This is a genomic window from Aquaspirillum soli (assembly GCF_054781915.1).
Genome location: NZ_BAAGTM010000003.1, coordinates 25,745 through 52,685 on the forward strand (window position 1 = coordinate 25,745; position 26,941 = coordinate 52,685).

The window sequence follows — 26,941 nt, forward strand, 5'->3', positions numbered from 1 at the left end:
CACACTGCTTTGTGCACACCAGCGTGATGTTGCACAGGTTACGTGTTTATTTTATTTAAAGGTGAACACCTCGGGTTCACCTTATTTTTTGCCGACCGGCAAACGGAAATACGGCGTGTATGTTTGATTTTGTCCAAAAAAATACTGTCCTCATCAAAGTGATCTTAGGGGCAGTGGCACTGACTTTTGTTGGCTTTGGTGTTGGCAGTTATACCACAGCCACCGATGATAACTATCTCGCAGAAGTTGGCGATAGCCGCATCTACAGTCGCGACCTCGACCAAGCATTGCAAGGCCAACCGAGTCATCCTGCGCTACGACAGCAAATGCTCGATATGCTCATCCGCCAGCGTTTGTTACTGGCCGAGGCAGAAAAAGCCGGTTTGGTGATTACGCCTGCCATGCTACAGCGTGCGATTGCTGCCATTCCGGCGATGCAAAAAGATGGCCGTTTTGATCCAGCGACTTATCAGGCCTATTTGGCATCACAAAATCTGTCGGCTGAAGCCTTTGAACAAAACGTGATGCGTGAATTACGTTTGGACAAACAAATTCAAGCCCTAGCTGCTTCCGCCTTCTTACCAAAAACCGTTACTGAGCGTTTGGCCGTCACCCTCGCCGAAGTGCGCGAAATCAATCCGCTGTGGTTCCGTCCAGAAAAATTTACTGATCGGGTGCAGTTGGCGCCTGATGCCATTAAGGCCGCTTACGAAAAAGACAAAGCACAATATGTCATTCCAGAGGCGGTAAAACTGGAATACATCGAAATCACTCTCGATCAAATTGCTGCCACGATTCCGATTGAAGCAGCTGAGATTGAAAAATACTTTGAAGAACATAAAACCGAGTTGGCACGAGAAGAACGCCAGCTTGCTCATATTCTGTTTGCCTTACCGCAGGGGGCAAATAGCGAAGTGAAACAAAACACCCGCCAACAAGCGGAAACGGTGTTGTCTCTGTTGCAGGAAAAACCAGAGCAATTTGCTGCGCTAGCGCGCCAACATTCACAAGACCCCGGCAGTGCTGCCCGTGGCGGGGATCTTGGTTATGTACCGCGTGGTGTGATGGTGAAATCGTTTGAAGAAGCGGCTTTCAAACTGAACAAAGGTCAGCTCAGTGAGTTGGTTGAAAGTGAATTTGGTTTTCACATTATTAAAGTGCAAGACATTCGCTCGCCTGATCTCAAGTCGGTGAAACCGAGCATTGTTGAGCGTTTGCAAAAACAAAAAGCCAATGCGCTATACCGCCAAAAGGTGGAAGAAGCGGGTGAGTTGGCCTATCAAAAAGCGGATAGCTTGCAAGCGGTGGCCGATTTATTGAAAACCAAGCAGCAAACCAGCGAATGGTTAGAGCGTAACACCGCCCTCCCCTCGCCCTTAGCCCAACCTAAGCTGTTAGAAGCGGTGTTTGGCGATGATGTGTTGAAACAAAAACACAATAGTGAAGCAATCGAAATTGCGCCCGGGCGCACGGTGATTGCGCGTGTCTTAGAACATCGCCCAGCCCAACAACAACCGCTAGAGCAAGTATCAGCACAAATTGAACGGGAACTGCGCTTGCAACAGGCCAACACAGTGGCACAAGAAGCAGGCAAGGCGTTCTTAGCCAAGCTGAAAGCTGGACAAGCCAGCGACCAATACGCTTGGGGGCCGTTACAGCGCGTCTCGCGTGAAGCACCTATTGGTTTGTCACCAGAAGAAGCGCGAGTCGTGTTCTCTGCTAAGTTGAAACCTGCGCCGGCCTATGTTGGCACAGCGGTGGGTGATGGCAGTTACGTGATTTATCGTGTCGCACCACATGCCACCCCACCAGCGAAGAATGCAGAACGACAAGCCGAATTGGCCGCCCGTTTGACTGAACTCCAAGTGGGTCAGGATGCCTTTGCTTATGTCAACAGTTTGCAACAGACTTTCCCCGTCAAAATTAAACCGGTGAAAGCCACAGATTAAGCGACATAACGCAAACCATTCCCGTACAATGTAACGTGTACTGCCACATGCCCGTTGTTCTTTGCTGGATCACGGGCATGTGCCGTTTTTTTGGCTAAGGAATGATCGATGTTACGCCGCTATTTTTCTTCTTTTGCCTTGGCAACGTGTCTATTTGGGGCCGCTTTGCCCCCTGTGCTGGCCGAAGGGCGTGCCACACAGACGGCGAGTTTAGAAGCCAGTGCCGAGCCAAGTTTGCATTCTCATGCGGTTTTGGTCATCAATGCGATGACTGGTGAACCGATGTATCAAAAAAATGCCCATCTCTCGACCCCGATTGCCTCGATTACCAAGCTGATGACAGCGATGGTGGTGCTGGATGCCAATTTACCGATGGACGAGATGATTAGCATCACCGAGGCCGAGATTGATCGTCTGAAGGGAACCAGCTCCCGTTTGGCGGTGGGGACTACCCTCTCTCGGCGCGAAATGCTGTTGCTGGCGCTGATGTCGAGTGAAAACCGCGCTTCAGCAGCGTTGGCACGGACTTTCCCCGGTGGAACGGATGCCTTTATTGCGCGCATGAACCGCAAAGCGAAACAAATCGGGATGCGCGATGCGGTGTTTTACGACGCAACCGGTTTGAACAGCGGTAATCGCGCCACGGCGCTGGATTTGGCCCACATGGTACAAACTGCCTATCAATACCCGCTGATTCGCCAATACAGCACCACAGCAGAACATGATGTGTTGTTGCCCTCGAATCGTGTATTGCACTACCGCAATTCCAATGCCTTAGTGCGTGAGGGTGAATGGCAGATTGGTTTATCGAAAACGGGCTATATCCGCGAGGCCGGACGTTGTTTAGTGATGCAAGCCACTGTCGGCTCAACACCAATGTTTATTGTGCTGTTGGCGGCAGACAATCCTAATTCGCGTTTGGACGATGCGCGACAAATCAAAATGTGGTTGGAATCCAACCCCCGCACTTGGTTAATGGGCTAAATAGCCTGTCTCTTGATGGGCTCGGCGGCGGCGATTGTCGCTGAGTCCAACCTCTTTTAGTCTTGAAAAGCACTGGCTTTGCCTCATTTGTGTTGCTCGATTGTTTAATCCCATTTGGTTGAGAATACGATGAGCGCACAAAAGGAAACCCTGGGCTTTCAGGCCGAAGTGAAACAGCTCCTGCATCTGATGATCCACTCCTTGTACTCAAACAAGGAAATTTTCCTGCGCGAGCTGATTTCAAATGCTTCTGATGCAGCTGACAAACTGCGCTTTGAAGCCCTAGAAACCCCAGAATTGTTTGAAAACGATGCCGAGTTAAAAATCCGCCTTGCTTTTGATAAAGAGGCAAAAACGCTGACCATCAGCGATAACGGCATCGGGATGAATCGCGAAGAAGTGATTCAAAATATCGGTACCATTGCGCGGTCGGGTACCAAGGCTTTCTTTGAGAATCTCACGGGTGATGCCAAAAAAGATGCGAATTTAATCGGTCAATTTGGTGTTGGCTTCTATTCGGCTTTTATTGTGGCTGATCGCGTGACCCTAACCACTCGCCGCGCTGGTGCCCCCGCGACTGAGGCAGTGCGTTGGGAGTCGGCTGGTGAAGGTGATTACACCTTAGAAACCGTCGAAAAAGCGGGTCGTGGGACAGAAATTGTCTTGCATCTGCGTGACTCAGAAGACAATCTGCTCAATGATTGGCAGTTGCGTAGCATTATCCGCAAATACTCCGACCATATCGCTATCCCGATTGAAATGCCAAAACAGCCTACGTTTGACGACGATGGCAAGGAAGTGAAACAAGAAGGTTGGGAAAGTGTTAACCAAGCTTCGGCATTGTGGGCGCGTAGCAAGAGCGATATTAGCGAAGAGCAATATCGTGAGTTCTACAAGCATGTGTCTCACGACTATCAAGACCCTCTGGCATGGAGCCATGCCCGTGTCGAAGGGCGGCAAGAGTATATCGAGTTGTTGTATCTCCCTGCCAAAGCCCCGTTTGATTTGTGGGAGCGTGAGCGCAAGCAAGGGGTGAAGTTATATGTACGTCGTGTCTTTATCATGGAAGACACCGAAAAGCTGATGCCACACTATTTGCGCTTTGTGCGCGGGGTGATTGATTCGGCAGATTTGCCGCTGAATGTCAGCCGTGAGTTGTTGCAAAGCTCGAAGGATATCGACGCCATTCGCGCCGGTTGTGTGAAAAAGGTCTTGGGTCTGTTGGAAGATCTCGCCGAGAAAGAAACCGAGAAATACCAAGGTTTCTGGACGGAGTTTGGTTCGGTGTTGAAAGAGGGCGTTGGTGAAGATTTCAGCAACCGCGACCGTATTGCTAAGCTGTTGCGCTTTGCTTCGACGCATCAAGAATCCGATGAACAAACGGTGTCGTTAGGCGACTATGTATCTCGGATGAAAGAAGGGCAAAAACACATTTACTACATCACCGCCGACACCACCGCCGCCGCTCGCCATAGCCCACACTTGGAGATTTTTGCCAAGAAAGGCGTTGAGGTGTTGTTGTTGACGGATCGTGTTGACGAGTGGATGTTGAGCTATCTCACCGAATTTGATGGTAAGAAATTGTCGTCGGTGGCGAAAGGCGCGCTTGATCTTGACGAATTGGCCGATGCCGAGGAGAAGAAAGAGCAAGAAAAGGTTGAGGAAGCGTTGAAGCCGGTGGTGGAACGGGTGAAAACAGTCTTGGCCGAGAAGGTGAAAGAGGTTCGCGTTACCCATCGTTTGACCGACTCGCCATCGTGTTTGGTGGTGGATGAATACGGTATGAGCACGCATCTGGAGCGTTTGTTAAAGCAAGCGGGGCAGAAAGTGGACAGCAGCAAGCCGATTCTGGAGCTGAACCCTGAACATGAGTTGGTGAAGCGTTTGGATCGTGAGCAAAGTGAAGACCGTTTTGCCGATTTGAGTGCGTTGTTGTTTGAGCAGGCGTTGTTGGCTGAAGGCGGCCAGCTTGCTGATCCGGCGCAGTTTGTGAAGCGGATGAATAAGTTGTTGTTGCAGGCATAAGCGCTCTGCGCTACCAAGAAAGCCACCCGATGATTTGGGTGGCTTTTTTTAGTTGGGTGATGGTTTCTTGCTATTGATCTGAAACCAGTCGTTTGTAGGACTTTGAACCGGTATTTTGTTGCCTCTGTTGGTGCGTTAGAGCTGTTCAATATCGACCTCAATCGCACTGTCGGTCATGGTCAACCGCTGGCGGGCCAGTTCGACTAAGTCACGGTCGGCCAGTTGTTCGACCAGTGCTTCAAACAGTTTTGGGGTAATCATGTAGAAAGCTGGGCGGTTGTGGTTGAGCACTGCGACTGGTTTTTCTCCTGCTTCTCGCAGCACTTGTGCTGGGTTGCGCTTAAATTCTGACATGCTGATGGAGTAGTCTGCGTAGATGGTGTCCATGATTGATTCCTCGAAATAACAGCTACAAATATAGCGCCGAATAAAGTGCTTTTTCAACTATCAATAGCCTACACACAGAAGATGAGTAGGGTATGTCACCCCTTGCGTATGAATCTTTGATTCGCGCAAGGGGCGACGTACCAAAGTTGTGATAGAGCGTAGATTGTGAATTTTGGGGGAAGGTAGATGTAGTGGAGCTAGCTTATTTTTCCATAACCCATGAATTAACTAGAGGGGCATTTATGCATTCATTTTGTCAGTTAGTAAGACTTTCTACGGAAGTTAATATTAGTAGACTTAACCATAACTACAAAAAAACAATAAAAAATTTAGAAAGTAATGCTGCAACATCATTGGTTGTAAATCTCCAAAGTATTAACTTGCAGAAAATCATTTATGCTGTTGGTACTTTTTCTATATTTGAGGCTGTCCTACAAAGTAGTTTAAATTGTAAGGATGGGTTTAAAAGTGCATCTAAAATTTTAAAGAAAAAAGGAGAGTATGATTTAGAAAGGGACTTGTCCAATATATGTTTGGCTATCAATGTATTAAAGCATGGAAGGGGTAGAAGTTATGATTTACTCGTTCATGATTTAGACACTCTACCTTTTAGAATTAAAAAACCTGACGAAAATTTCTTTAATGAGGGTGATGTGTCTGAGATCTCTGCTTTGATAGAAGTAGATGATGATTTCTTATTGATGTGTGCAGATGTTATTTTTAAAGTTTCTGTCGCTATTGGAATAGAATAGAGAGTTAAGTATTAAAAATTTATGAGTAGGGAAAGCACTATTTTTATATGCATAGTACGCTACTATAAAAAATCGCTTCACCCAATTCAAGGCAGGGCGGTTTGGTATTTCGTGTAGCAGATAAGTATGTCACCCCTTATATATGAATCTTTGATTCTCGCATAGAGTGACATACCAAATCTGTCCTGACTTATACTGCCTAATTCGACATCTTCTGTTGATCAAATCCTGTAGTGTCAAATATTAAAGACTGAGCACCCTCTCTGTAAAATCTTGCTTCAATTCTGACTTCTTTGGATTTTTTCATTCGATCAATAAACTTCTGATAACTATTTATGAAAATATGTTCAGAGCTATGGTCGTTTGGTGAGGATGCTGAAAATCTGACAGGAGGAGAATCATCAAATTTTACTAATACATAACAATCATTATATCCACATAAGAACTGTCCTTTCTCTATCGAAAGTATAATATCCCGACCATGTCTTGGGTGATTTCTAATTTGTAGGGTAGCCTGTTGCTCTCCGGAATAAGGAAAATCAAAATTTATATAGTTTCTGCTTGTGTTAGTAGCAAAAAATATATTTTTATTAGACATATCATCTTGCACTGCTTGATAGTTCCATTTTGATTCTATTTCGTTTTTTAGTTTGCGCTTCAAATCAGCAAATTTTTCTGCTTCTTTGGGAGAAATACGTTCTAGATTCTCAATATTAAGAAGTTGATGAAGTCTACTTTGTGGGTTTTCTATGTTGAATTTATATTGATTGATCTCAGCAATGGAGAGTTTTTCCTTTAATTCTTGATTGTTTTCATGGGTTTTTAAACACTGTTTATTATCAATCCTGCATCATAATACTTTTTTTCTTCCATATTTTTTTGATAAATTAAATTACTTTCTTCTAAGTTTTTACAGGGTTTGTTTTCTATTTCTTCAACTTTTTTATTAGTGGCAGTATGTTCTGATTTAGTGTCTTTTGCTACTTCTTTATTCCCTGGTTTATTGGTGCTCGGTTCTTGAGAAAGGGTAAAGAAATTAATTATGAGTAAGCTAACAATAACACCCCTCAGCCAGCCTTTTATCTCGATTTCTGTTATTTTGTGAAATTTATTTCTTACCGGTGGAATTAGAAAGCACCCTGCTATTATCATTAAAATTCCGTAGGCGTTAAGCAAAATAAATGTGCTGCTTATTCCGATCAGTAATAAAATAGAGCCAAAAATCCAAGAGATTTTGCTTGTTTTTTTATCCATCTTAGCTTCTCCGTTTCAATTCTAATAAAAATCAATCTTAGTTTAAGAGCAAATTGCTAATCATCATTTTGGGTTAATTTATGCAACTCATAAAATTTTCATCCCATGATTAGGTTTGTTTGCTCTTGACAGATGTAGTGGTGCATCGCCCCGTTGGGGTGATGCACCCTACCTTATTATTCCGACTTTTCTAGTTTAATAGTCGATACATCTAATGTCATTTTTTGATGTTTTTAATCTATGTTGGTTTGTCTTTTCTCCCTTTGTCTTTTACTGTCTCTGTTTCCACCTGTTCAGTATTAATTGCTCCCGGGCATTTCTTGACAATAGCGGCTTGCTGTAGAGCATCATATTCACCCTTTAAACGAGCATATTCAGCCTCTTGTTGTTTTGTGCCACCAAGTGCAAATAACGCTGGCCAAAAAAGCACTAAACCAACACCCATGATTGCCTTATCGTTAGAGGCTGCCTCATCCAGCCTACCCCCCACTTGGTTAACTCGAACCTGAATCCGTTGAGTTTCACTAGATAATTGTTCACAGTCATAGGACTGATACTGAATGGGCGAAACATAATTCGATGCAATGTCCTTAGATGCTGTTGCACAACCCATTAAACCGAGAGAAACAGACACAGCTAATGAAATAATTTTTTTCATGTTAAGTAGGTTTATTGATTAACAAATTTTACACCAGTGCCGTTAGCATCGATGTAGCCCCATGTAGTAAAGCCAATTCCGCTTTTATATTTAACATTTATCACTGCATCTGCTCCAATCTCCCTTGCTTTTTCAATAAGTGCTTGGTTTGCTTGTTCTTTGGTTGGATCTTGATGGAAAATAGTCAATTTTTTAATGCTAATTTCTATTGGGCTAATCTCCTTAAATTTTCTCTTTGGAGTACCTTCAGTAATTAAAACTGGGGTGATTTTGTTTATGCTTTTTTCTTTAATGGAGTCATTTTGAATGTTAGAGGAAATTCTATAGCTGGCACAGCCAGATAAAATAGTTACGGAAATGGCTATTGTTAAGATTTTAATTGTTTTCATTTTTTAATCATGATAAATGAAAAGCCTAAGCATACTAAACATCAAAGGGTTTGCCAAATAAGTTTATGCGAATGTTGTTTATTTGAGACACGTTTTCTTAATCTATATAGGTGTAGCACCAAAGCCGTGGCTGATAGTAGATTGTGAATGATGATGTGTTGATGGATGCGCCGCGCTTATTCATCCTACGGCCAATAGCGTACATACAGAAGATGAGTAGGGTATGTCACCCCTTGCGTGTGAATCTTTGATTCGCGCAAGGGGCGACGTACCAAGGCTGTGATAGAGCGTGGATTGTGAATTTTGGGGGATGGTAAAGGTCATGGTGCATCGCCCCGTTGGGGTGATGCACCCTACTTTGCTGCGGGAAAATTCCCGCCAGAAGTCCGAAAAGTAGAGCAAGTTTGCGAATAAGAGCATGGATTTGCAGCGAATGCGGTGCAACACACGACCGCGACACCAACGCAGCAAAAAACATTCTCACGGCGGGACTTTGCCGTCTGGCAGCAGGAATCCCCGCTCTTTAGGACGGGGAGGAAGTCAAAGCATTTTCCGATACTGTACAAACCCACTTTTGTCCGCAATCCGGTCATACAACTGCATCGCGTGGGTATTAGATTCATGGGTGAGCCACCAAACACGGGAAGCTCCCTTTACTGCAGCCTGTTCATATACGTGCTCGATCAAAGCCCGTCCTACACCTTGTCCACGTACCTCTGGCACAGCAAACAAATCTTGAAGATAGATGTAGTCTCCCACTGTCCAGCAACTGCGATGCTGGATGTAGTGCACCATACCGACCAAATTTCCCTTATATTCAGCAACGGCACAGTACATCGGTTCTGCAGGATCGTGGAATCTGGCCCAAGTCGTGGCAGTGGTGTCGTCCATAATGTTTGTTTTGTAAAACAACTGGTAACCCTTCCATAAGGGTAACCATTGTGCAAAGTCAGATTCCACGGCGAGGCGGATGATCATGTCGTGTCCTTTAAAGCTTATGGTGACGTTGTGAGGATGAGTGAATGATTCTCCCCAACTGCTGAATGATCACAAAGGTTTGCAGCTTGGATTATCAATAGCGTCTTCAATCTGATAAGCGAGAGTAAAATCGACACTGCCACTCTCACCACTGGCCCCCCAACTCTCCGCATATTTCACATACAAAGGTTTATAGCCAGTCTTCCGAAACTCATAAATTTTTTGTACTTCAGAAGCGTAGTTCATATCGCACGATGTTGGAATCTGTCTTGCTTTCCCGTGCCCCAGAAGTTTCATATCTGCGGCATCACGGCTGTTAGCAACAGAAATACTGATCCGATTAACCATTGTCCGAGAGCCTTCGACAACCACCATTGTTGCACCAATATTTGGATTAGCACTCGTACCAAACTTGGTTTTGCCTTTCATTGTGCTGTTATGAGCGCCAGATTGATGATAGGGCCATTGCCATTTCACCCCCTTAATTTTCTGAGTATCTTCCCAATCAATATTCGTGTATCCGGCATCACTTTTGATTGCCATTGCTTCAACCACAGAGGCGAACTGTGATGCGTGAGCAAGCGAAGCACAAAGAAACAGGGGAATTACGCAAAGATTTTTCAATTTCACAATCAGCTCCTTAACAGATACAAAGCGGAATAGCCGTTTTTTATAAACTAACCGGCATTGCTGGCATTAAACATTTTTGACCACGGAATTTCTAAGATACGGCCATCTTTTTCAGCATTAAACTCACCTTGATAACCGAGATATTCGAATTGCTGATTTTCTACGGTTGCCGACCAACACCCCTTGCCAATCACTTTCCCTGGGCTACCTTCATCATCTAAAAAAATAGTCGCTTGGCGAAGAGCAACTTTTGATTCAAGCCCTTGAAGCTTTCCTTGATATTTATGAGAGCAGGATTTTTGATTAAATATGACAAACACCCCAGCAGAGGAATCGCTGCCAGAAACGTGTAAACCCCAATTCGATTTATTAAAATTCTTTGCATTGGGACGTTCATCTGCATAAGCCAATCCCGAAGTGAATCCGAGGAAAATTAACAGCGAAATTATTTTTTTCATAACGATTCCAATTGTTACATGATTAAAAATTGATAGGACAAAATAAGCCATTCTTTGCCCACGCATTGGCCAATCTCTGTTGCTCTATCTCCTAGCCCGCGCCAAAGCATACGCCTATGGTCTATTCCATGTCCATAAGCCTGAGTGAGCCAGATATCGATTTTTTGACTAGTTGCTTCTGAATGATGGACGTAGAAGATGATTAGGGTATGTCACCCCTTGCGTGTGAATCTTTGATTCGCGCAAGGGGCGACGTACCAAGGCTGCTGACAGCTCTTCATGCAATCGGTACAGTGTAAGTCGTAGAAAATGCAACCAACCACAAGGGGATACAGATTGATGCTATTACCTTTCTTTGCCGTGATCGTGGGGCTGGTGTTACTGGTGTGGAGTGCCGACCGTTTTGTTGAAGGCGCAGCATCGACGGCGTCGCACTTCGGGATGCCGCCCTTGTTAATTGGTATGGTCATCGTTGGCTTTGGTACCTCAGCCCCCGAGATGGTGGTATCCGCCCTTGCCGCCTCACAGGGCAACCCGGGCATTGCCCTCGGTAACGCCTATGGCTCGAATATCACTAACATTGCTCTTATCCTCGGCATCACCGCCCTGATTAGCCCCATCACCGTCCACTCACAAGTCTTGCACAAAGAATTGCCAATCTTGATTGCGGTCACCGCTTTGGCTGCGTGGCAGTTGTGGGATGGCGAAATCTCTCGTTCTGATGCCATTGTTTTATTAGCTGTGTTTGCTGGTTTAATGGTGTGGACAATTTGGCAGGGGTTAAAACAAAAATCGGATGCGCTGGGCACCGAGATAGAACAAGAACTTGATGTGCGAATTATGCCGATGCGTAAGGCGGTGTTTTGGTTGGTCGTTGGCTTGATTTTGTTGATTGCCAGTTCGCGCTTATTGGTGTGGGGGGCGGTGGAGATTGCCCATGCTTTCGGTATCAGTGATCTGATTATTGGCCTGACTATTGTTGCTGTTGGGACGTCGTTGCCAGAGCTGGCCTCGTCGATTATCGCTGCGCGCAAAGGCGAGCACGATATTGCATTAGGTAACGTCCTCGGCTCGAATTTGTTTAATACTCTTGCCGTGGTGGGGATTGCTGGGTCGATTCATCCATTATCAGTCGGCCCCGAGGTGTTAAACCGTGACATCTTGGTGATGGCAGTGTTAACGCTGTCGCTGTTTGTTTTCGGCTACGGTTTTGGGAAAGAAGGCAGTATCAGCCGCAGCAAAGGGGCGATTTTATTGTCATCGTATATCGCCTACACCGTGTATTTGATGGTGACTGTTTTCTGATTATGGAAATGGGGTGGGCACTGGCTTAGTGCTCACCCTTCTGAAAATCAGACCGTTTCTAAAATCCGTATTTCTATATGAAGTCCAGCAGCAGTGGCCATGTTGACCAACGCATCAAGGCTAAACAAATTAATTCTGCCCCGCATCAGATCAGAGACACGCGGTTGGGTGACTCCAAAGAGCTTAGCTGCTTGTGCTTGGCTTATCTCAGTGCGGGTTAGGTGGTTTTTTAAGGCTGTCATCAGGACTGAACGCAGTTTCATGTTTTCTGCTTCTTCAGGGGTATCCTCGATAGCATCCCATACACTGGTAAATCGTTGATTATTCATTTCCCTAACTCCTGTAGCAGATCGCGATAACGCTTCGTTGCTAAGTCTAAATCAGTCTTGCTAGTCTTGGCTGTTTTCTTCTGAAAACAGTGAAGTACATAAACAGCCTCAGCGAACTTTGCAATGTATATGACTCGGAATGCCCCAGAAGCATCTCGAATTCGAATCTCCTTTACCCCTTGCCCTATGGTATTCATAGGCTTCCAGTCATCCGGTTCTTGGCCATTTTGTACTTGGTCAAGTTGATGACCTGCTTCCCGTTTGGCTAGCAGAGGAAAGGCACGCAGATCATCAAGGGCACTCCCCAGAAATTCGATTGGCTTTGGATCGTTCATGTTAAGAAATATATAAAATTTTATATAAAATTGCAAAATTTTGGCTGGTAGAAAGACAGTTGGCAAGGGCTCTTTTACTCCAAGAGCGATCCGCGCATTCTGGTAAAATGCGCGGATGAACACACCCGCTTTTATCCATCTTCGCCTCCATTCCGAATTTTCCATTACCGACGGCATCACCCGTTTAGGTGATGCGGTGACGGCGGCCATTGCACAGCAGATGCCGGCCTTGGCCATCACCGATTTGATGAACCTATTTGGCATGGTGAAATTTTACAAAACCTGCCAAGGCAAAGGTATCAAACCGATTATTGGTGTCGATGTTTACCTCGAAAACCATCTCGACCGCGATCAGCCTTTCCGCTTGCTATTGCTCGCTAAAAACCGCCAAGGCTATGGCCGCTTGTGTGAATTGCTTACTCAAGCCTATCGCCATAACCAATACCGAGGGCGGGCTGAGTTAAAACGTGAATGGTTAGAACAAGGCGACCGCCGCGATTTAATCATGCTGTCGGGAGCGCATCAGGGTGATGTTGGGATGGCGTTGTTGGCGGGAAATACCGAACAAGCACAACGCTATGCCCGCTATTGGGCCGAACTATTCCCCTCGGCGTTTTATCTTGAACTACAACGCCGTGGCGACCGCCAAAGCGAGCAATGCACCGAACAGATGTTGCAGTTAGCGGCATCGCTGCAATTGCCCGTGGTGGCGACGCATCCGATTCAGTTTTTACAGCGAGATGATTTTAAAGCGCATGAAGCGCGGGTATGTATTGCCGAGGGGAATATCCTTGGCGATAGCCGCCGTCCTCGCCGTTTTACCGAGGAACAATACTTCAAATCGACAGCAGAGATGCAGGCCTTGTTTGCTGATGTGCCAGAGGCTTTGCAAAACAGTATTGAAATTGCGAAACGCTGTAATGTCGAAATTCAACTGGGCAAAAACTTCTTGCCGCTGTTTCCGACACCCGATGGTATGAGTCTGGATGATTTCCTGATTTGGCAAGCCAAAGAAGGGTTGGAGAAACGTTTGCGGGTGTTATACCCCGATCCCACGCAATACCAAGCAGAAAAACCGCGCTATGAAGAACGGCTGAAGTTTGAAACCGACACCATTATTGCAATGGGTTTCCCCGGCTATTTTTTGATTGTGGCCGACTTTATTAACTGGGCAAAAGAAAATGGCGTCCCAGTTGGGCCGGGTCGGGGGTCGGGGGCGGGTTCGTTGGTGGCGTATTCTTTGGGCATTACCGATATCGACCCCACCGCCTATGCCTTGTTGTTCGAACGGTTCTTAAATCCCGAGCGGGTGTCGATGCCCGACTTTGACATTGATTTTTGCCAAGACAACCGTTGGCGGGTGATTGAATATGTCCGCAAACGCTATGGTGATGATGCCGTCAGCCAGATTATCACCTTCGGCACAATGGCTTCTAAAGCTGTGGTGCGTGATGTTGGGCGGGTGTTGGATCTGCCTTATTCTTTCTGCGATGGCCTGTCGAAACTGATTCCAGCTGCGCCGGGGAAACAATACTCGCTGGATGATGCAGTCAGTATGGAGCCGGTATTAAAAGACAGGTTGGAAAAAGAGGAAGAAGTCGCTGAGTTATGGGAACTGGCGAAAAAGCTCGAAGGCCTGACCCGAAATGTGGGGATGCACGCCGGCGGTGTGTTGATTGCCCCCGGAAAAATCACCGATTTTTGCCCGATTTATTTAGCTTCGGGTGAAGAAGCCAGTCCGGTGAGCCAGTTTGATAAAGATGACGTGGAACAAGTCGGCTTGGTGAAGTTTGACTTTCTTGGTCTGCGGAACCTGACGATTATCGATTTGGCGGTGAAATACATCCGAGATATCGACCCGACTTTTGCGGTTGATTTGAACACGATGGCTTTTGACGATCCTGCAGCATATAAAGTGCTGCAAGAAGCCAACACCACCGCTATTTTCCAGTTGGAGTCGGACGGGATGAAAAAGCTCTTAGAAAAGCTGCGTCCCGACCGTTTTGAAGACATTATCGCGGTATTGGCGCTCTATCGTCCGGGGCCTTTGGGTTCCGGTATGGTGGACGACTTTATTTTGCGTAAGGCCGGCAAACAAGAAGTGGATTATTTCCACCCCGACTTAACCGCCTGTCTCGAACCAACCTATGGCGTGATTGTGTATCAAGAACAGGTGATGCAAATCTCGCAGATTATTGGGGGTTATACCCTCGGTGGCGCGGATATGTTGCGGCGGGCGATGGGTAAGAAAAAGCCAGAAGAAATGGCCCTACACCGTGAAAAAATCGCTCAAGGGGCGCGGGAAAAAGGCTATGACCCTGCACTGGCAGAGCAGTTATTCGACTTGATGGCGAAGTTTGCCGAGTATGGTTTTAACAAGTCGCATACTGCTGCTTATGCGGTGGTGTCGTATCAAACAGCATGGTTAAAAGCCCATTATCCGGCGCCGTTTATGGCGGCGACCATGAGCTCGGAATTGGACAATACCGACCAATTACGGGTGTTTTATGATGATTGTTTACGCAACAAACTGACTTTTTTACCGCCCGATATTAACCAGAGTTTTTATCGCTTTATCCCTACTGACCGCCATCACATCCGCTACGCCCTTGGTGCGATTAAAGGGACGGGTGAGGCGGCGGTAGAACACATTGTGCAAGAACGGGAACGGCACGGGCCATTCCGCGATTTATTCGATTTTTGTCGCCGCACGGATAAGCGCGTGGTCAATCGCCGCACAATCGAGGCTTTGATTCGTGCCGGTGCGTTTGACAGCCTTGAAAAAAACCGTGCTGCGTTATTGGCCAATATCGATTTAGCGTTAGGAGCGGCAGAACAACAAGCCGCCCATGCCAATCAAGGGGGATTGTTTGACACCTCGGCAGAAGATTTAGTCTTGGCAGTTGAGCCGCTGGTGGTCGAGCCGTGGGATGAAGCGACACGGCTGGCGGAAGAAAAAATTGCCATTGGCTTTTTTCTCTCCGGTCATCCGTTCCACGCCCACGCGCCGCTGGTAAGGCAATTTATCAAAACCCCATTACAGCGCATCTCACCGAAAAAAGAATTGCAATGGCTCGCTGGCACCATTACCGCGATTCGCACCAAAGTCGGCAATCGTGGCAAGATGGCTTTTGTCCAGTTAGATGATGGTTCGGCTAAGGTCGAGTTGTCGTTTTTCAGTGAGTCGTTTGAGTTGGCAAAAGACAAACTCCGCGAAGATAGTGTGCTAGTGGTTGAAGCCAAAGTCAGCCATGATGAATATAGCGGCGGCACGCGTATTTCCGTTGAGCGCGCTTTTGATCTGGCCGAAGCGTGCGCCTATTTTGCGCAAGCATTACAGATTGAGGTGGCCGATGTGGCGACGTGCCAATGGTTGCAACAGCTCTGTGAGCAATCAGCGGGCGAGGGCTGTGTGGTTGAGATTAAGCGGGTATTGCCGCACATCAGTGGTCGGGTGCGATTGGGTGACCGTTGGCGCATTGCCCCCCAACCTGCCCATTTACAAGAACTGCGTCGCCGTTTGGGGCACGATAAAGTGGAGTTGATTTTCTGATGTCGGGTGTGATTATGACGCCGGGGGTGGATAGCCCCTGCATCGGGTATTGCAGCACGGCCTTAGGCGATGCGGTATGTCGTGGTTGTGGCCGTACTTTCGAGGAAGTGACGTTTTGGAATGTCTATTCCGATGAACAAAAAGCTGCCATCATGGCGCGATTAAGACAAAAGCAACACGAATCTACCGCGCCATTACGTGATAATGATTAATTTCAGGCATACTCATGTTGCGATTTGCCGAGGTTTTCTCGGCTCAACCACAAGGAATTGACCATGCGACACCTTTCTCGTTCTCTATTGGCGATGGCCGTGATCGGGCTGTCCTTATCGGGTGTGTCGTCAATCACACAGGCCGAACCGCTGAATTATCATCTGGTTGAACTCAGTGCCGAGGCCAAGCGCACGATCAGCAACGATTTGTTACAAGCCACGTTATATGTTGAAGACAGTCACGGCCAAGCGGCTGAGTTGGCACAGCGTTTGAATCGAGTCGCGGATGAAGCATTAAAAAAAGCCAAACGCTATCCGGCGGTCAAAATCAGCAGCCAAGGGCAGAATACATGGCCGATTTACGATAAGCGTAAAATCAGTGGCTGGCGCGGTCGGGTGGAGTTTCGGCTTGAAGCCACCGAACACGATCAAGCAGCGGCGTTGATTGCCGATTTAGAAGGCCAACTGCAAATTGCACAACTTGGCTTTAGCATCTCGGATGCTGCGCGGAAAAAAGTGGAGCAGCAACTGACCCCCGAGGCATTAAAAGCCTTTGAAGAACGCGCCCAACTGGTGGCACGCAATTTGGGGAATGGCAAATACCGGATTGTGAATCTGACAGTATTAAACCAAGGTCAGTTTTATGCACATCGGCCTGTTCGTGCGATGAGTATGGCGGCAAAAGTGGCAGACGAAGCGGCGGTGATGCCTACGTTTGCGGCAGGCGATAGTGAGGTTGGGGTACAAGTGCAAGGCCGGATTCAATACGAGCCTTAAGCGACGACCCTGTTTAATGATTTTTTGAATTTGATTGCTGATGAAACTAATTGCTTCGTTGACTAGCCCATTTGCCCGTAAGGTGCGGGTAGTATTGCTAGAGAAAAAAATAGAGTGCCAGCTAGAAGTTGCCAATCCGTGGTTACCCGAGGCCAGCCAACAAGTACCGAATCCATTGGGTAAGGTGCCGGTGTTGGTGTTAGACGATGGTTCGGTGTTATACGACTCACGGGTGATTGTGGATTATCTCGATCATATTTCACCTGTCTCACGGCTATTACCAAAAGAAACCCGCCCTTTGGCAGTGGTCAAGCGGATTGAGGCGTTGGCCGATGGGGTGTTAGATGCAGCGATCAATATCTTTCTAGAATACAAACGTCCTGCTGGTGAACGAAACACCGCATGGATGCAACGGCAAATGGAAAAGGTTGTCCGAGGGCTAGAGGCGTTGGCGCAAGACTTGGGCGATAAAAACTGGATGTATGGCACCAGCTATTCGTTAGCTGACATTGCGGTTGGCTGTGCTTTGGGCTGGTTAAAACTGCGCTTCCCCGATTTAACGTGGCCACAAGATCACCCAAACTTGGCCGCGTTGTATGAAAAATTGGGGCAACGCAGCAGCTTTGCTGATACCTTGCCCCCATCGAGTTAATTAACTTAGGGCCTCCAGCTCCATTTGCACCATTAGCCATTGCTCTTCGACTTCAGCCAAAGCAGCACTGACCTCACCCTGACGTTTGAGCGCCTGTTGTAGCTGGGTTTTTTGCTCGGGTTGATACATCGCTTCGTCTGCTAATAACGTATCGAGTGTGCCCTTTTCCGCTTGTAAAGCGGTGAGGGTTTTCTCGTATTGTGCCAGTTGTTTTTCTAATGGCTTACGTTGTGCCGAGAGGCGCTGTCGTGCTTCGGCTTCTAACCGTTTTTGTGCTTTGCGATCCACCATAGGCGCATTGCCGCTGTCGGCTTGCTGCTCTTGGCGTTGTGCCTGTTGTCGCGCGCGATCTTGTTCGAGGCGTTGTTGGCGATACTCTTCTAAATCCCCTTCAAACACTTTCACGGTGCCTTCGCCGACAACATAAAAACTGTCGGTGGTGGCTTCGATCAGGGCGCGGTCGTGCGATACCACCACCAATGCACCACTGTAATCTTGCAAGGCCAACGTCAGCGCGGCCCGCATATCTAGATCAAGATGGTTGGTCGGTTCGTCTAACAACAACAGATTAGGCCGTTGCCACACAATCAAGGCCAGTGCCAAGCGTGCTTTTTCGCCGCCTGACATGGGCCCAACTGGGCTGCTTACCATCTCACCGCGAAAATCAAAGCCACCGAGAAAATCGCGCAATTCTTGTTCGCGCACGTCGGGGGCAATTCGGTTGAGATGCCACAAGGGCGACTCGGCTTCACGTAGGGTTTCGAGCTGGTGTTGTGCAAAGTAGCCGACGCGCAATTCTTTGGCACGGGTGACTTTGCCACCCAAAGCGGCGAGTTCGCCTGCTAATAATTTAATAAATGTCGATTTCCCGACCCCGTTCGGCCCCAATAGACCCACCCGTGCCCCTGCCTCAACGCTCAATTCCAAACGCTGTAACAGTGGGATATCGCCATAGCCGATGCTGACCCCTTCTAACCGCACCAAAGGCGAGGGTTGGCTATCTGGATCGCGGAATTCAAACGAAAACGGCGAATCGACTTGGGCGCAAGCCACTCGCTCTAAGCGTTCCAACGCTTTGACACGACTTTGTGCTTGTCGGGCTTTGGTGGCTTTGGCTTTGAAGCGGCGGATAAAGTTTTCGAGGTGGGCAATTTGTTTTTGTTGCGCTGAATACAGGGCGGCCTCACGTGCCAGCCGCTCGGCGCGTGCCCGTTCGTAGTCGCTATAACCCCCGGTGTAAAGCGTGATTTTGCCGCTGGCGACTTCGGCAATGTGGCTGGTAACCGTGTCGAGAAAATCACGATCATGGGAGATCAGCAACAAAGTGCCCGGGTAACGGGTGAGCCAATCTTCCAACCACAACACCGCTTCTAAATCGAGGTGGTTAGTTGGTTCATCGAGTAACAGCAAATCAGAACGACACATCAACGCTTGTGCCAAATTTAAACGCATTCGCCAACCACCAGAAAAACTGGCCACGGGTTGCTGTTGTGCCGTTTCTGAAAAACCTAACCCTGCCAACAAACGCGCTGCGCGGGCTGGCGCCGCATAGCCATCAATGCGTGCCATTTCATCATGCAGATGACCGATGGCCTCTCCATCGTGCCGCGCTTCGGCATCGGCCAGTGCCACTTCCAACTGGCGCAATTCCTTATCGCCATCCAGTGCATAATCCAAGGCGGAACTGTTCAGAGCTGGGGTTTCTTGGGCGACATGGGCAATCACCCATGCCGCAGGTAAGCTACATTCACCGGCATCTTGGTGTAATTCGGCCCGCAACAGACCAAATAGGCTGGATTTACCCACGCCATTTTTACCGACTACCCCCACCCGTTGGCCGGGGTGGACGGTCAATTGTGCTTCTTGTAAGACCACCTTGTTGCCACGGCGGAGCGTGATATTTTTAAGCTGAATCATGTGGCATCCTGTGGTGGATTAAGGCGCGGCAGGCTGGCCAGTTCCCAACGAGGGAACACGCTAAAGCCAGCAGCGGGACGGGCATATTGCAGGCGCATGGCACCGGCGAGGGCAATCATGGCGCCGTTGTCAGTGCATAACGACAGCGGCGGATAAAACACATCGATATGCTGCTTGGCGGCAAATTGATTGAGTGCTTCGCGTAGTTGACGGTTGGCACCGACCCCACCAGCAACCACCAACCGCCGTAAACCGCTTTGTTTTAATGCAGCGGCGGATTTATGCAGAAGCACATCCACCACTGCATCCTGAAAGGCGCGGCAAATGTCAGCGCGTGTGGTGTCATCTATCGCACCGTGTTTTTCTTGTTGGCGTACTAAGGTCAATACCGCTGTTTTTAAACCAGAAAAACTCATGTCCAAATGACTGCTTTTCAGCATCGGACGTGGCAGGCTAAAGCGGTTCGGATCGCCTTGTTCGGCCAATTTTGATAATGCAGGGCCACCCGGATAAGGTAAACCCAGCAGTTTTGCTGTTTTATCAAACGCTTCGCCAGCAGCATCGTCGAGGGTTTCCCCCAGTGTTTCGTATTGGCCAATGCCATGCACCGCCATTAACTGGGTATGCCCCCCCGACACCAGCAAAGCCACAAACGGAAATTCGGGACGAGGATCGGCCAGCATCGGCGATAAGAGATGGCCTTCGAGGTGATGCACTGCAATCACTGGAATATCAAGGCCAAACGCTAAACCATTGGCGATAGCCGAACCGACCAACAGCGCCCCCCCTAAACCCGGGCCAGCGGTGTAGGCGATCGCATCGAGGTCTGCTAGGGTTTTTTGCGCCTGTTGCAGACATTCCCGCGTTAAAGGCAACACACGGCGAATGTGATCGCGGCTGGCCAATTCTGGCACCACGCCGCCATATTCTGCGTGCATCGCCATTTGTGTATGTAGCGCATGGCTCAGTAAACCGTGTTCGGTATCGTATAAAGCCACGCCAGTTTCATCACAAGATGATTCAATTCCAAGCACTAACATAACGTGTCCTATGCGCTTTGCTGTTCCAACACAAATCGGGCGCCAGAGTCTTGTCCCAAGTGCTGAACAAGATAAGGCAAGGTATCTGCGAGCTGTTGTGCCAGTGTCCACGGCGGATTGAGGATAAACATACCGCTACCGTGCATCCCAAAACCATCGCTGGCCGGACTTTGCACATGCAATTCAGCGCGCAACCAGCTTTTTACGGGGAGCTGTTTGAGTTGTTCTGGTAAATCGCGGGCATCAAATCGCTGCAAACAGGGATACCACACCGCATACACCCCATTGGCAAATCGTTTGAGCGCGTCTTGTAGCGAACTGACCACCCGCTGATAGTCTTTTTTATCTTCATAGGGTGGGTCGATCAGCACCAAGGCGCGTCGTGGTGGCGGAGGGAGTACCGCTTTTAATCCAGCAAACCCATCTTTCTGTTCGCTACGCACGCGAGGGTCGCAGATGTTTTGTGCCAGCAGGGGGAAATCTGTTGGATGTAACTCGAATAAGCGCAGGTGTTCGCTGTCGCGTGCGGCTTGTAATGAAAACCAAGGTGAACCTGGGTAATAGCGTAGCTCGTCATCACCATGTAGGTTTTTCACCAGATCCACATAATTTGCTAACAGCGGCGGCAGGTCTTGACGTGACCATAAACGGGCAATGCCATCCCGCCATTCCGCCGTTTTTAAGGCAAAGTCAGAGTCTAAGACATAGCCACCGGCACCAGCGTGGGTATCCACCACCCAAAATGGTTTGTCTTTTTGTTTGAGATAGTCCAACAAAGCCAGTTGGATAGTGTGTTTGAGCACATCGGCGTGGTTGCCGGCGTGGAAAGCGTGACGATAGCTGAGCATGCAAGACCAAGAAAACGGGCAAGAAAGCAAAGGATTGTACCCGATGCCTGCTTGCCCGCGCACAGCGCAATTGTGCTTAATACCGAGGGCGTCGGCTACTGACTCCCCACAACACGGCACCAATCACAATCATGGGTAACGACAACCATTGTCCCATCGACAAATTCATTGCCAACAAACCGAGAAAATCATCCGGCTCGCGCGCAAATTCGGCGATAAAACGGAAGCTACCATAGCCGATTAAGAATAACGCCGAGACGCAGCCAACCGGTTTGGGTCGATTGGAATAGCCCCACAAAATCAGGAATAACAACACGCCTTCGAGCGCGAATTGATAGAGCTGTGAGGGATGACGGGGCAAGCCGCCATATTGGCTCATCCACTCGATCAGCGTTGGGTTGTGCATGGCGGTGCGTAAGTCTTCGTGATAGGCCTGTGGAAAGACCATTGCCCATGCTGAGTCGGGTGCGGTAACCCGTCCCCACAATTCGCCATTGATGAAATTACCAATCCGCCCTGTGGCCAGTCCAAGCGGTACCAGTGGTGCAATAAAGTCGGTGACTTGGAGAAAGCTGAGGCGATATTTGCGCGCACACAACGCCATCGCCACCAACACCCCCAAAAAGCCACCATGAAACGCCATGCCACCTTCCCAGACTTTGAGAATGGATAGCGGGTCGGCAAGATATTCCGCCGGCTTGTAGAACACAACATAGCCAAGACGACCGCCAAGAATGACGCCGAGAATGCCATAGAACAACAGGTCGTCTAGCATCGGTCGGGTAAAGACGCTGTAACCGCGTTTAATCCGCACACTGCCCAACACAATGAACAGCACAAAACCCACCAGATACATCAGCCCGTACCAACGAATGGCAAGTGGGCCAAGGCTCACGGCGATAGGATCAAATTGAGGATGAATCAGCACAGACACCTCGTGACAAAAGAAAGAGGCGGCATCTTATCATTTCCGCTTAGAGGATGGTTTGTGCCAAGGGGTGAGTTGTTATATCGTCAGCACATGGAAAAAAATCACATGGCGTTTCCTGCCGACTTATCGATTTGGCGACAACAAATTGCTTCTTCATTGGCTTCGTGGTTAGCAGAACGTTGCGAAGGTGCGATTGCTGTTGATTGTCAGGGACAGGTTATTTGGATTAATGAAACCTACCTTGAGGCGTTGGCTTTGCCGCTGCAGCAAGTGTTGGGTCGTCCGATTGCCGAACTCACCCCTCATACTAGGATGCCAGAGGTCTTAGCCACTGGTGAACCCGTATTACTCGATATTTTTACGGTAGGTGAGCGTTCATTCATTATTTCACGGGTACCAGTCAAAGATGAAAGAGGACGAATTGTCGGTGCGATTGGTTTTGCTTTGTATGAAACCCGTCAACATTTGAAACCATTGTTAGCTAAGTTTAGACGTCTAGAAGCTGAGTTAGCGTCGGTGAGACAGGCTTTAACTCGGAGTCGAGCTACTAAATATTCGCTCTCTGACATCATTGGTCATGGAGCAGTGATGCAAGAAACGAAACGTCGGGCACGGCGTGTTGCTCGGGGGCAAGGGGCTGTTTTGCTATTAGGTGAAACAGGAACAGGTAAAGAATTATTTGCTCATGCGATTCATACTGAAAGTGCACGTTCAGCTGGGCCATTCGTCGCGCTTAATGTAGCGGCGATTCCTGAAACTTTATTAGAGAGCGAATTGTTTGGGGCTGTAGGAGGTGCCTATACTGGCGCTGACCGGCGTGGTCGCGAAGGAAAAATTAAGCTTGCAGAGGGCGGAAGCTTGTTTTTGGATGAAATTGGCGATTTGCCCTTATCCCTTCAAGCTAAACTCTTGCGAGTTTTACAAGAAAAGGAGTTTGAGGCCTTAGGGTCGAATCAGGTTCAAAACATTGATGTGCGTATTATCACAGCAACCAGTCGAGATTTGGTAACGATGGTACACAATGGACAATTTCGTGCCGATCTATATTACCGTTTGAACGTCTTACCTCTGACTTTACCTCCCCTACGACAACGTCGAGAAGATCTGCCTGCGCTTTGTGAGCACATCTTGGCACGTATTGCTGATCACACAGGAGAAGTCCCACGCGACATTGATCCACAAGGTTTAGCATGGCTAACACGCTATGACTGGCCGGGTAATCTGCGTGAGCTATGGAATGTGTTGGAGCAAGCCGTGACCTTGTTTGATACGTTAACTCTCGGTGTGAATGAGTTACAAACAGTGCTACCCCAAGCTTCTGACTCGATTTCTCCCACTACCGTTTCTCTGACTCTACAACAACAACTGGCTGAATGTGAACGGCGGGTCATTTGTGATGCGTTGGCAACTCATCGGGGCAATGTTTTTGCTGCGGCAAAACAACTTGGGATTGGACGTGCCACGTTATATAAAAAAATCCAATATCATCAAATCACGTCATCTTCCCCTTCTCTGTAGTCTCATAAAAGAGATAGTTTGTCTCCGTTTGTAGAATTTAAATAAACTTTAATATTCAAAGTGTTATGTTTTTTTTGATATTTTTCTTGTCTTTGTTAGAGACAAAAGACGCTTAAGCATATCTATTTTTTGAATTAAAACAAACACTTGAAAAGCTGGCCTGTTTTTTGCGATAGCCTGAACACCGTATCACGGTGATATAACGATAAATTCAGGAGAAATGATGAAGAAAACATGGCCAGTGATTTGGCTTAGCGCTGGATTATTTCCTACGTGGGTACAAGCAGACGTTCAGTTATACGGCAAGATAAATTTGGCATTTGAAACCATTGCTGCCAAAGGTGCAAAAGACGGTCGTGATATCGAATCAATGCAGCGTGTGACCAGCAATTTATCTTATATGGGCTTTCGTGGAAGCGAAGATTTAGGGAATGGATTGAGTGCGATTTGGCAAGTTGAACAGGACATTAATCCAGATGAATGTCGTCAATGTGGCTTTGCCAATCGCAACAGCTATGTTGGATTAAAGGGACAATGGGGCCGTTTGCTAGCAGGGAGACACGATATCTATTGGACGTCGCATATCCCTGGTATGGATCGGCGGATTATCAGCACTGGTATTGCTGGTTCTATTCTTTCCTTATTTGGAACGTTCGGTGGGTATGCACCACGCGCAGATCGTCCTACTGCACCGCTAACTGGCGGTCGAGCCCCAAATGTTTTGCGTTATGAGACGCCGAGTTGGTATGGGGTATCGAGTACCCTCAGTTTCTCCACCGCAGAAAAACAGGGGGTAAGCCAAAGTGATCCTTGGGCAGTACAGGGTGAGCTTGATTATAAAGACGCTAAGTTAGCTGCTAACGTTGTGTGGTTGGAAAGTCGTGATAGCAATGGTTTTCTGGGTAGCGGTTATACCCATTATCCACCGTCGATGACGGTTGAGGGGACACGTTCGCGAGCCGTGAAAGCGGTGGCGATGTATCACTTTGGCTCAGGTACCGTGTTAGGTGTTGGTTTTGAACGCCTAGAAACGCGGTTTCCCGAAGGTAAAGTCAGTCGAAATGCTTATGGCGTTCATCTTGGCCAAACCCTCAGCCCTGCTACTTATATGGGAGTCCATCTTGGGCAGGCCGATGATGTTGAGAGTCATGTCAGTGGTGGTGCGACCACACAGGACACAGGTGCCCGCTTTATCAGCCTAATTGGTAGCTACTCGTTGTCAAAACGTACGCTACTGTTTGCAGAATATGCTCGTATCCTGAATGACAGCAATGCGGCGTACACTTTTGTGTCGACGGCTAACTTAAACGACAGCACGGTCGGACGTGTTGCTGGCAAAGGCGCTGACCCCCGTACATTGATGGTCGGTATCAACCATACTTTCTAACCCTGCTCAAGGAAAATCATGACTGCTTACACGTATCCACTGTTACTCAAACAACTTTGGCACACTCCATTACAACAAACTGCGGCACAAGAAATTGTCTATCGTGGCACCACCCGCCATACCTATCAACAGACTTGGCAGCGTATTCAGCAACTTGCTTTAATGTTAAGCGCACAAGGGGTGGTGATGGGGGACACGGTTGCAGTGATGGATTGGGATAGCCATCGTTATTTGGAATGCTATTTTGCAGTGCCATCGTTGGGTGCGACACTATTCAATGTCAATGTGCGTCTTGCTTCTGATCAGGTGTTGTACACACTGAATCATGCAGAACCAAAAGTGTTGTTGCTTAATCGAGAGTTCTTACCGGTGATTGAACATATTGCGGCCCAACTCACGTCGGTAAAAACGTTTATTTTGCTAGACGACGAAGGCGGTGCTTGTCAATCTAGCTTACCGTGGGCAGGAGAATATGAGGCACTATTAGCCGAATATGCTGGAAAATGCTTTATTTTCCCTGATTTCGATGAGAATACACGCGCGACTTTATTTTATACCACTGGCACAACAGGACTGCCAAAAGGTGTTTATTTCTCACATCGACAGTTAGTCTTACACACCTTAAGCAGCGCATTGGCGTTGGGAAGTGCCGCAGCACATGGGCGCTTGCATAGAGAAGATGTCTATATGCCAATTACTCCCATGTTCCATGTTCATGCGTGGGGATTACCGTATGTTGCCACGCTATTAGGTATCAAACAGGTTTATCCCGGACGTTATTTAGCAGATCACTTATTACATTTGATTGAACAAGAGCATGTGACTTTCTCACAATGTGTGCCGACTATTTTGCATATGTTGTTGAAAAATCCGCTTGCTGAACGCACGACACGTCTGCGTGGCTTAAAAATGGTGATTGGTGGATCGGCTTTGCCTTCAGGTTTGGCGGTAGAGGCGGCTCGTTTTGGGATGGATGTTTTTACGGGTTATGGGATGTCTGAAACTTGCCCAATCCTAACCTTGGCACATTTGAGTTCTGCAGAATTAGCGTTATCAGCAGAAAAACAGGTTCCTCTGCGTGCTCGAACGGGTCAAACGATTCCTCTTGTTGATTTGCGTGTGGTAAGTCCAGAAATGCAGTCGGTTATTCAAGACGACAAAACACCTGGCGAAGTAGTTGTGCGTAGTCCTTGGCTGACACAGGGTTATTACAAAAATATTGAGGTTAGTGCTGATTTATGGGCAGGGGGATACCTGCATACCAATGATATTGGTGTGATGGATGTGCGTGGTTCGCTACGGATTACTGATCGTTTAAAAGATGTGATTAAGACAGGTGGCGAGTGGATCTCTTCCCTAGAACTAGAATCCCGTATCTCGGAACATCCTGCTGTCAGTGAAGTGGCGGTGGTAGCGGTGCCTGATGCTAAATGGGGAGAGCGACCTATGGCCTTAGTGGTATTGAAACCCAAGCAGATATGTACAGTAGACGTTTTACGTACGTATTTGTTGCAAGTGGTTGAGGCTGGTCATTTGTCCAAGTGGGCTGTTCCGGATGAAATTCGTTTTGTCGATACGTTAGAACGTACCAGCGTAGGCAAATTAAATAAGGTAGCACTGCGTAAACAATACTGTTAATTACCGATCAGTTTTGCGATGGGGCAGTCGATAAT

27 protein-coding genes are annotated in these 26,941 nt (G+C 47.8%); 13 read left to right on the top strand and 14 right to left on the bottom strand.

What is annotated here, in order from left to right; genetic code table 11:
* Nucleotides 1-119 precede the first annotated feature (119 nt).
* From ACYVJG_RS03980 to htpG, 3 genes are all read left to right on the top strand, one after another.
* Complete coding sequence (locus tag ACYVJG_RS03980) at nt 120-1,949, top strand: SurA N-terminal domain-containing protein (protein WP_460429898.1); 1,830 nt, start codon at nt 120-122, stop codon at nt 1,947-1,949.
* Between the two features lie 108 nt (nt 1,950-2,057).
* Nucleotides 2,058-2,933, top strand: coding sequence for a serine hydrolase (locus ACYVJG_RS03985; protein ID WP_460429899.1), 876 nt, complete (start codon nt 2,058-2,060; stop codon nt 2,931-2,933).
* Nucleotides 2,934-3,062: 129 nt separating this feature from the next.
* Nucleotides 3,063-4,958 carry a molecular chaperone HtpG gene (gene htpG / locus ACYVJG_RS03990; protein WP_460429900.1) on the top strand — a complete coding sequence of 632 codons (1,896 nt, stop codon included), beginning with the start codon at nt 3,063-3,065 and terminating at the stop codon, nt 4,956-4,958.
* Between the two features lie 135 nt (nt 4,959-5,093).
* Here htpG and ACYVJG_RS03995 read toward each other — a convergent pair whose 3' ends face one another.
* Nucleotides 5,094-5,345, bottom strand: coding sequence for a type II toxin-antitoxin system prevent-host-death family antitoxin (locus tag ACYVJG_RS03995; protein WP_460429901.1), 252 nt, complete (start codon nt 5,343-5,345; stop codon nt 5,094-5,096).
* A 191-nt stretch (nt 5,346-5,536) separates the two neighbouring features.
* Here ACYVJG_RS03995 and ACYVJG_RS04000 point away from each other — a divergent pair, with 191 nt between their 5' ends.
* Nucleotides 5,537-6,097, top strand: coding sequence for a hypothetical protein (locus ACYVJG_RS04000; protein WP_460429902.1), 561 nt, complete (start codon nt 5,537-5,539; stop codon nt 6,095-6,097).
* Between the two features lie 199 nt (nt 6,098-6,296).
* On the opposite strand, the gene ACYVJG_RS04005 is transcribed toward ACYVJG_RS04000, so the two are convergent.
* From ACYVJG_RS04005 to ACYVJG_RS04020, 4 genes are all read right to left on the bottom strand, one after another.
* Nucleotides 6,297-6,758, bottom strand: a complete 462-nt coding sequence (locus ACYVJG_RS04005) for a hypothetical protein (protein WP_460429903.1) — start codon at nt 6,756-6,758, stop codon at nt 6,297-6,299.
* A 161-nt stretch (nt 6,759-6,919) separates the two neighbouring features.
* The gene (locus tag ACYVJG_RS04010; RefSeq protein WP_460429904.1) at nt 6,920-7,351 is read right to left on the bottom strand and encodes a hypothetical protein; all 432 of its coding nucleotides are present in this window, start codon (nt 7,349-7,351) and stop codon (nt 6,920-6,922) included.
* A 238-nt stretch (nt 7,352-7,589) separates the two neighbouring features.
* Nucleotides 7,590-8,009, bottom strand: coding sequence for a hypothetical protein (locus ACYVJG_RS04015; protein WP_460429905.1), 420 nt, complete (start codon nt 8,007-8,009; stop codon nt 7,590-7,592).
* 11 nt (nt 8,010-8,020) lie between these two features.
* Complete coding sequence (locus ACYVJG_RS04020) at nt 8,021-8,398, bottom strand: heavy metal-binding domain-containing protein (RefSeq protein ID WP_460429906.1); 378 nt, start codon at nt 8,396-8,398, stop codon at nt 8,021-8,023.
* Nucleotides 8,399-8,769: 371 nt separating this feature from the next.
* Here ACYVJG_RS04020 and ACYVJG_RS04025 point away from each other — a divergent pair, with 371 nt between their 5' ends.
* A complete protein-coding gene (locus tag ACYVJG_RS04025; protein ID WP_460430129.1) occupies nt 8,770-8,925 on the top strand; it encodes a zinc ribbon domain-containing protein in 156 nt (51 codons plus the stop codon).
* A 13-nt stretch (nt 8,926-8,938) separates the two neighbouring features.
* On the opposite strand, the gene ACYVJG_RS04030 is transcribed toward ACYVJG_RS04025, so the two are convergent.
* The 3 genes from ACYVJG_RS04030 to ACYVJG_RS04040 form a co-directional block, all read right to left on the bottom strand.
* Nucleotides 8,939-9,376: a GNAT family N-acetyltransferase gene (locus tag ACYVJG_RS04030; RefSeq protein ID WP_460429907.1), complete on the bottom strand. Its 438-nt coding sequence runs from the start codon at nt 9,374-9,376 to the stop codon at nt 8,939-8,941.
* 69 nt (nt 9,377-9,445) lie between these two features.
* A complete protein-coding gene (locus tag ACYVJG_RS04035) occupies nt 9,446-10,006 on the bottom strand; it encodes a hypothetical protein (protein WP_460429908.1) in 561 nt (186 codons plus the stop codon).
* Between the two features lie 47 nt (nt 10,007-10,053).
* Nucleotides 10,054-10,515: a hypothetical protein gene (locus ACYVJG_RS04040; protein WP_460429909.1), complete on the bottom strand. Its 462-nt coding sequence runs from the start codon at nt 10,513-10,515 to the stop codon at nt 10,054-10,056.
* Between the two features lie 288 nt (nt 10,516-10,803).
* On the opposite strand from ACYVJG_RS04040, the gene ACYVJG_RS04045 reads away from it, so the two are divergent.
* Entirely contained in the window at nt 10,804-11,769 is a 966-nt protein-coding gene (locus tag ACYVJG_RS04045; protein WP_460429910.1) for a calcium/sodium antiporter, read from the top strand.
* 47 nt (nt 11,770-11,816) lie between these two features.
* On the opposite strand, the gene ACYVJG_RS04050 is transcribed toward ACYVJG_RS04045, so the two are convergent.
* Together ACYVJG_RS04050 and ACYVJG_RS04055 are read right to left on the bottom strand one after the other, a co-directional pair.
* Nucleotides 11,817-12,098, bottom strand: a complete 282-nt coding sequence (locus ACYVJG_RS04050; RefSeq protein WP_460429911.1) for a helix-turn-helix domain-containing protein — start codon at nt 12,096-12,098, stop codon at nt 11,817-11,819.
* On the bottom strand, nt 12,095-12,556 hold the full coding sequence (locus ACYVJG_RS04055; protein WP_460429912.1) for a type II toxin-antitoxin system RelE/ParE family toxin: 462 nt from the start codon (nt 12,554-12,556) through the stop codon (nt 12,095-12,097). The genes ACYVJG_RS04050 and ACYVJG_RS04055 overlap by 4 nt, the downstream gene beginning before the upstream one ends.
* Between ACYVJG_RS04055 and dnaE the strand changes: the two genes are divergently transcribed.
* From dnaE to ACYVJG_RS04075, 4 genes are all read left to right on the top strand, one after another.
* Nucleotides 12,549-15,986, top strand: a complete 3,438-nt coding sequence (gene dnaE / locus ACYVJG_RS04060; protein ID WP_460429913.1) for a DNA polymerase III subunit alpha — start codon at nt 12,549-12,551, stop codon at nt 15,984-15,986. The genes ACYVJG_RS04055 and dnaE overlap by 8 nt on opposite strands.
* Nucleotides 15,986-16,198: a DUF1289 domain-containing protein gene (locus ACYVJG_RS04065; RefSeq protein ID WP_022654432.1), complete on the top strand. Its 213-nt coding sequence runs from the start codon at nt 15,986-15,988 to the stop codon at nt 16,196-16,198. The genes dnaE and ACYVJG_RS04065 overlap by 1 nt, the downstream gene beginning before the upstream one ends.
* Nucleotides 16,199-16,261: 63 nt before the next feature.
* Nucleotides 16,262-16,975 (top strand): SIMPL domain-containing protein, encoded by a 714-nt coding sequence (locus ACYVJG_RS04070; protein WP_022654433.1) that lies wholly within the window; start codon nt 16,262-16,264, stop codon nt 16,973-16,975.
* Between the two features lie 40 nt (nt 16,976-17,015).
* Complete coding sequence (locus ACYVJG_RS04075; RefSeq protein WP_022654434.1) at nt 17,016-17,627, top strand: glutathione S-transferase N-terminal domain-containing protein; 612 nt, start codon at nt 17,016-17,018, stop codon at nt 17,625-17,627.
* Here ACYVJG_RS04075 and ACYVJG_RS04080 read toward each other — a convergent pair whose 3' ends face one another.
* From ACYVJG_RS04080 to lgt, 4 genes are all read right to left on the bottom strand, one after another.
* A complete protein-coding gene (locus ACYVJG_RS04080) occupies nt 17,628-19,544 on the bottom strand; it encodes an ATP-binding cassette domain-containing protein (protein WP_460429914.1) in 1,917 nt (638 codons plus the stop codon).
* A complete protein-coding gene (gene tsaD, locus ACYVJG_RS04085; protein WP_460429915.1) occupies nt 19,541-20,584 on the bottom strand; it encodes a tRNA (adenosine(37)-N6)-threonylcarbamoyltransferase complex transferase subunit TsaD in 1,044 nt (347 codons plus the stop codon). The genes ACYVJG_RS04080 and tsaD overlap by 4 nt, the downstream gene beginning before the upstream one ends.
* Before the next feature lie 8 nt (nt 20,585-20,592).
* Nucleotides 20,593-21,432 (bottom strand): 23S rRNA (adenine(2030)-N(6))-methyltransferase RlmJ, encoded by an 840-nt coding sequence (locus ACYVJG_RS04090; RefSeq protein ID WP_460429916.1) that lies wholly within the window; start codon nt 21,430-21,432, stop codon nt 20,593-20,595.
* 76 nt (nt 21,433-21,508) lie between these two features.
* Nucleotides 21,509-22,360 (bottom strand): prolipoprotein diacylglyceryl transferase, encoded by an 852-nt coding sequence (gene lgt, locus ACYVJG_RS04095; RefSeq protein WP_460429917.1) that lies wholly within the window; start codon nt 22,358-22,360, stop codon nt 21,509-21,511.
* A 108-nt stretch (nt 22,361-22,468) separates the two neighbouring features.
* Between lgt and ACYVJG_RS04100 the strand changes: the two genes are divergently transcribed.
* The 3 genes from ACYVJG_RS04100 to ACYVJG_RS04110 all read left to right on the top strand — a co-directional run bounded on the left by ACYVJG_RS04100 (nt 22,469) and on the right by ACYVJG_RS04110 (nt 26,906).
* A complete protein-coding gene (locus tag ACYVJG_RS04100; RefSeq protein ID WP_460429918.1) occupies nt 22,469-23,881 on the top strand; it encodes a sigma-54 interaction domain-containing protein in 1,413 nt (470 codons plus the stop codon).
* Between the two features lie 223 nt (nt 23,882-24,104).
* Nucleotides 24,105-25,268 (top strand): porin, encoded by a 1,164-nt coding sequence (locus ACYVJG_RS04105; protein ID WP_460429919.1) that lies wholly within the window; start codon nt 24,105-24,107, stop codon nt 25,266-25,268.
* A gap of 18 nt (nt 25,269-25,286) precedes the next feature.
* Nucleotides 25,287-26,906: a fatty acid--CoA ligase gene (locus tag ACYVJG_RS04110; protein ID WP_460429920.1), complete on the top strand. Its 1,620-nt coding sequence runs from the start codon at nt 25,287-25,289 to the stop codon at nt 26,904-26,906.
* Nucleotides 26,907-26,941: the final 35 nt, after the last annotated feature.

Coding starts and splice junctions, on each gene's coding strand:
- ACYVJG_RS04015 (WP_460429905.1), bottom strand. CDS start 8,009: ATGAAAAAAATTATTTCATTAGCTGTGTCTGTTTCTCTCGGTTTAATG.
- ACYVJG_RS04090 (WP_460429916.1), bottom strand. CDS start 21,432: ATGCTCAGCTATCGTCACGCTTTCCACGCCGGCAACCACGCCGATGTG.
- ACYVJG_RS04110 (WP_460429920.1), top strand. CDS start 25,287: ATGACTGCTTACACGTATCCACTGTTACTCAAACAACTTTGGCACACT.
- ACYVJG_RS03995 (WP_460429901.1), bottom strand. CDS start 5,345: ATGGACACCATCTACGCAGACTACTCCATCAGCATGTCAGAATTTAAG.
- ACYVJG_RS04040 (WP_460429909.1), bottom strand. CDS start 10,515: ATGGCTTATTTTGTCCTATCAATTTTTAATCATGTAACAATTGGAATC.
- ACYVJG_RS04065 (WP_022654432.1), top strand. CDS start 15,986: ATGTCGGGTGTGATTATGACGCCGGGGGTGGATAGCCCCTGCATCGGG.
- ACYVJG_RS04030 (WP_460429907.1), bottom strand. CDS start 9,376: ATGATCATCCGCCTCGCCGTGGAATCTGACTTTGCACAATGGTTACCC.
- ACYVJG_RS04100 (WP_460429918.1), top strand. CDS start 22,469: ATGGCGTTTCCTGCCGACTTATCGATTTGGCGACAACAAATTGCTTCT.
- ACYVJG_RS04075 (WP_022654434.1), top strand. CDS start 17,016: ATGAAACTAATTGCTTCGTTGACTAGCCCATTTGCCCGTAAGGTGCGG.
- ACYVJG_RS04020 (WP_460429906.1), bottom strand. CDS start 8,398: ATGAAAACAATTAAAATCTTAACAATAGCCATTTCCGTAACTATTTTA.
- tsaD (WP_460429915.1), bottom strand. CDS start 20,584: ATGTTAGTGCTTGGAATTGAATCATCTTGTGATGAAACTGGCGTGGCT.
- ACYVJG_RS04045 (WP_460429910.1), top strand. CDS start 10,804: ATGCTATTACCTTTCTTTGCCGTGATCGTGGGGCTGGTGTTACTGGTG.
- ACYVJG_RS04050 (WP_460429911.1), bottom strand. CDS start 12,098: ATGAATAATCAACGATTTACCAGTGTATGGGATGCTATCGAGGATACC.
- ACYVJG_RS04080 (WP_460429914.1), bottom strand. CDS start 19,544: ATGATTCAGCTTAAAAATATCACGCTCCGCCGTGGCAACAAGGTGGTC.
- ACYVJG_RS04070 (WP_022654433.1), top strand. CDS start 16,262: ATGCGACACCTTTCTCGTTCTCTATTGGCGATGGCCGTGATCGGGCTG.
- dnaE (WP_460429913.1), top strand. CDS start 12,549: ATGAACACACCCGCTTTTATCCATCTTCGCCTCCATTCCGAATTTTCC.
- ACYVJG_RS03980 (WP_460429898.1), top strand. CDS start 120: ATGTTTGATTTTGTCCAAAAAAATACTGTCCTCATCAAAGTGATCTTA.
- ACYVJG_RS04010 (WP_460429904.1), bottom strand. CDS start 7,351: ATGGATAAAAAAACAAGCAAAATCTCTTGGATTTTTGGCTCTATTTTA.
- ACYVJG_RS04105 (WP_460429919.1), top strand. CDS start 24,105: ATGAAGAAAACATGGCCAGTGATTTGGCTTAGCGCTGGATTATTTCCT.
- ACYVJG_RS03985 (WP_460429899.1), top strand. CDS start 2,058: ATGTTACGCCGCTATTTTTCTTCTTTTGCCTTGGCAACGTGTCTATTT.
- htpG (WP_460429900.1), top strand. CDS start 3,063: ATGAGCGCACAAAAGGAAACCCTGGGCTTTCAGGCCGAAGTGAAACAG.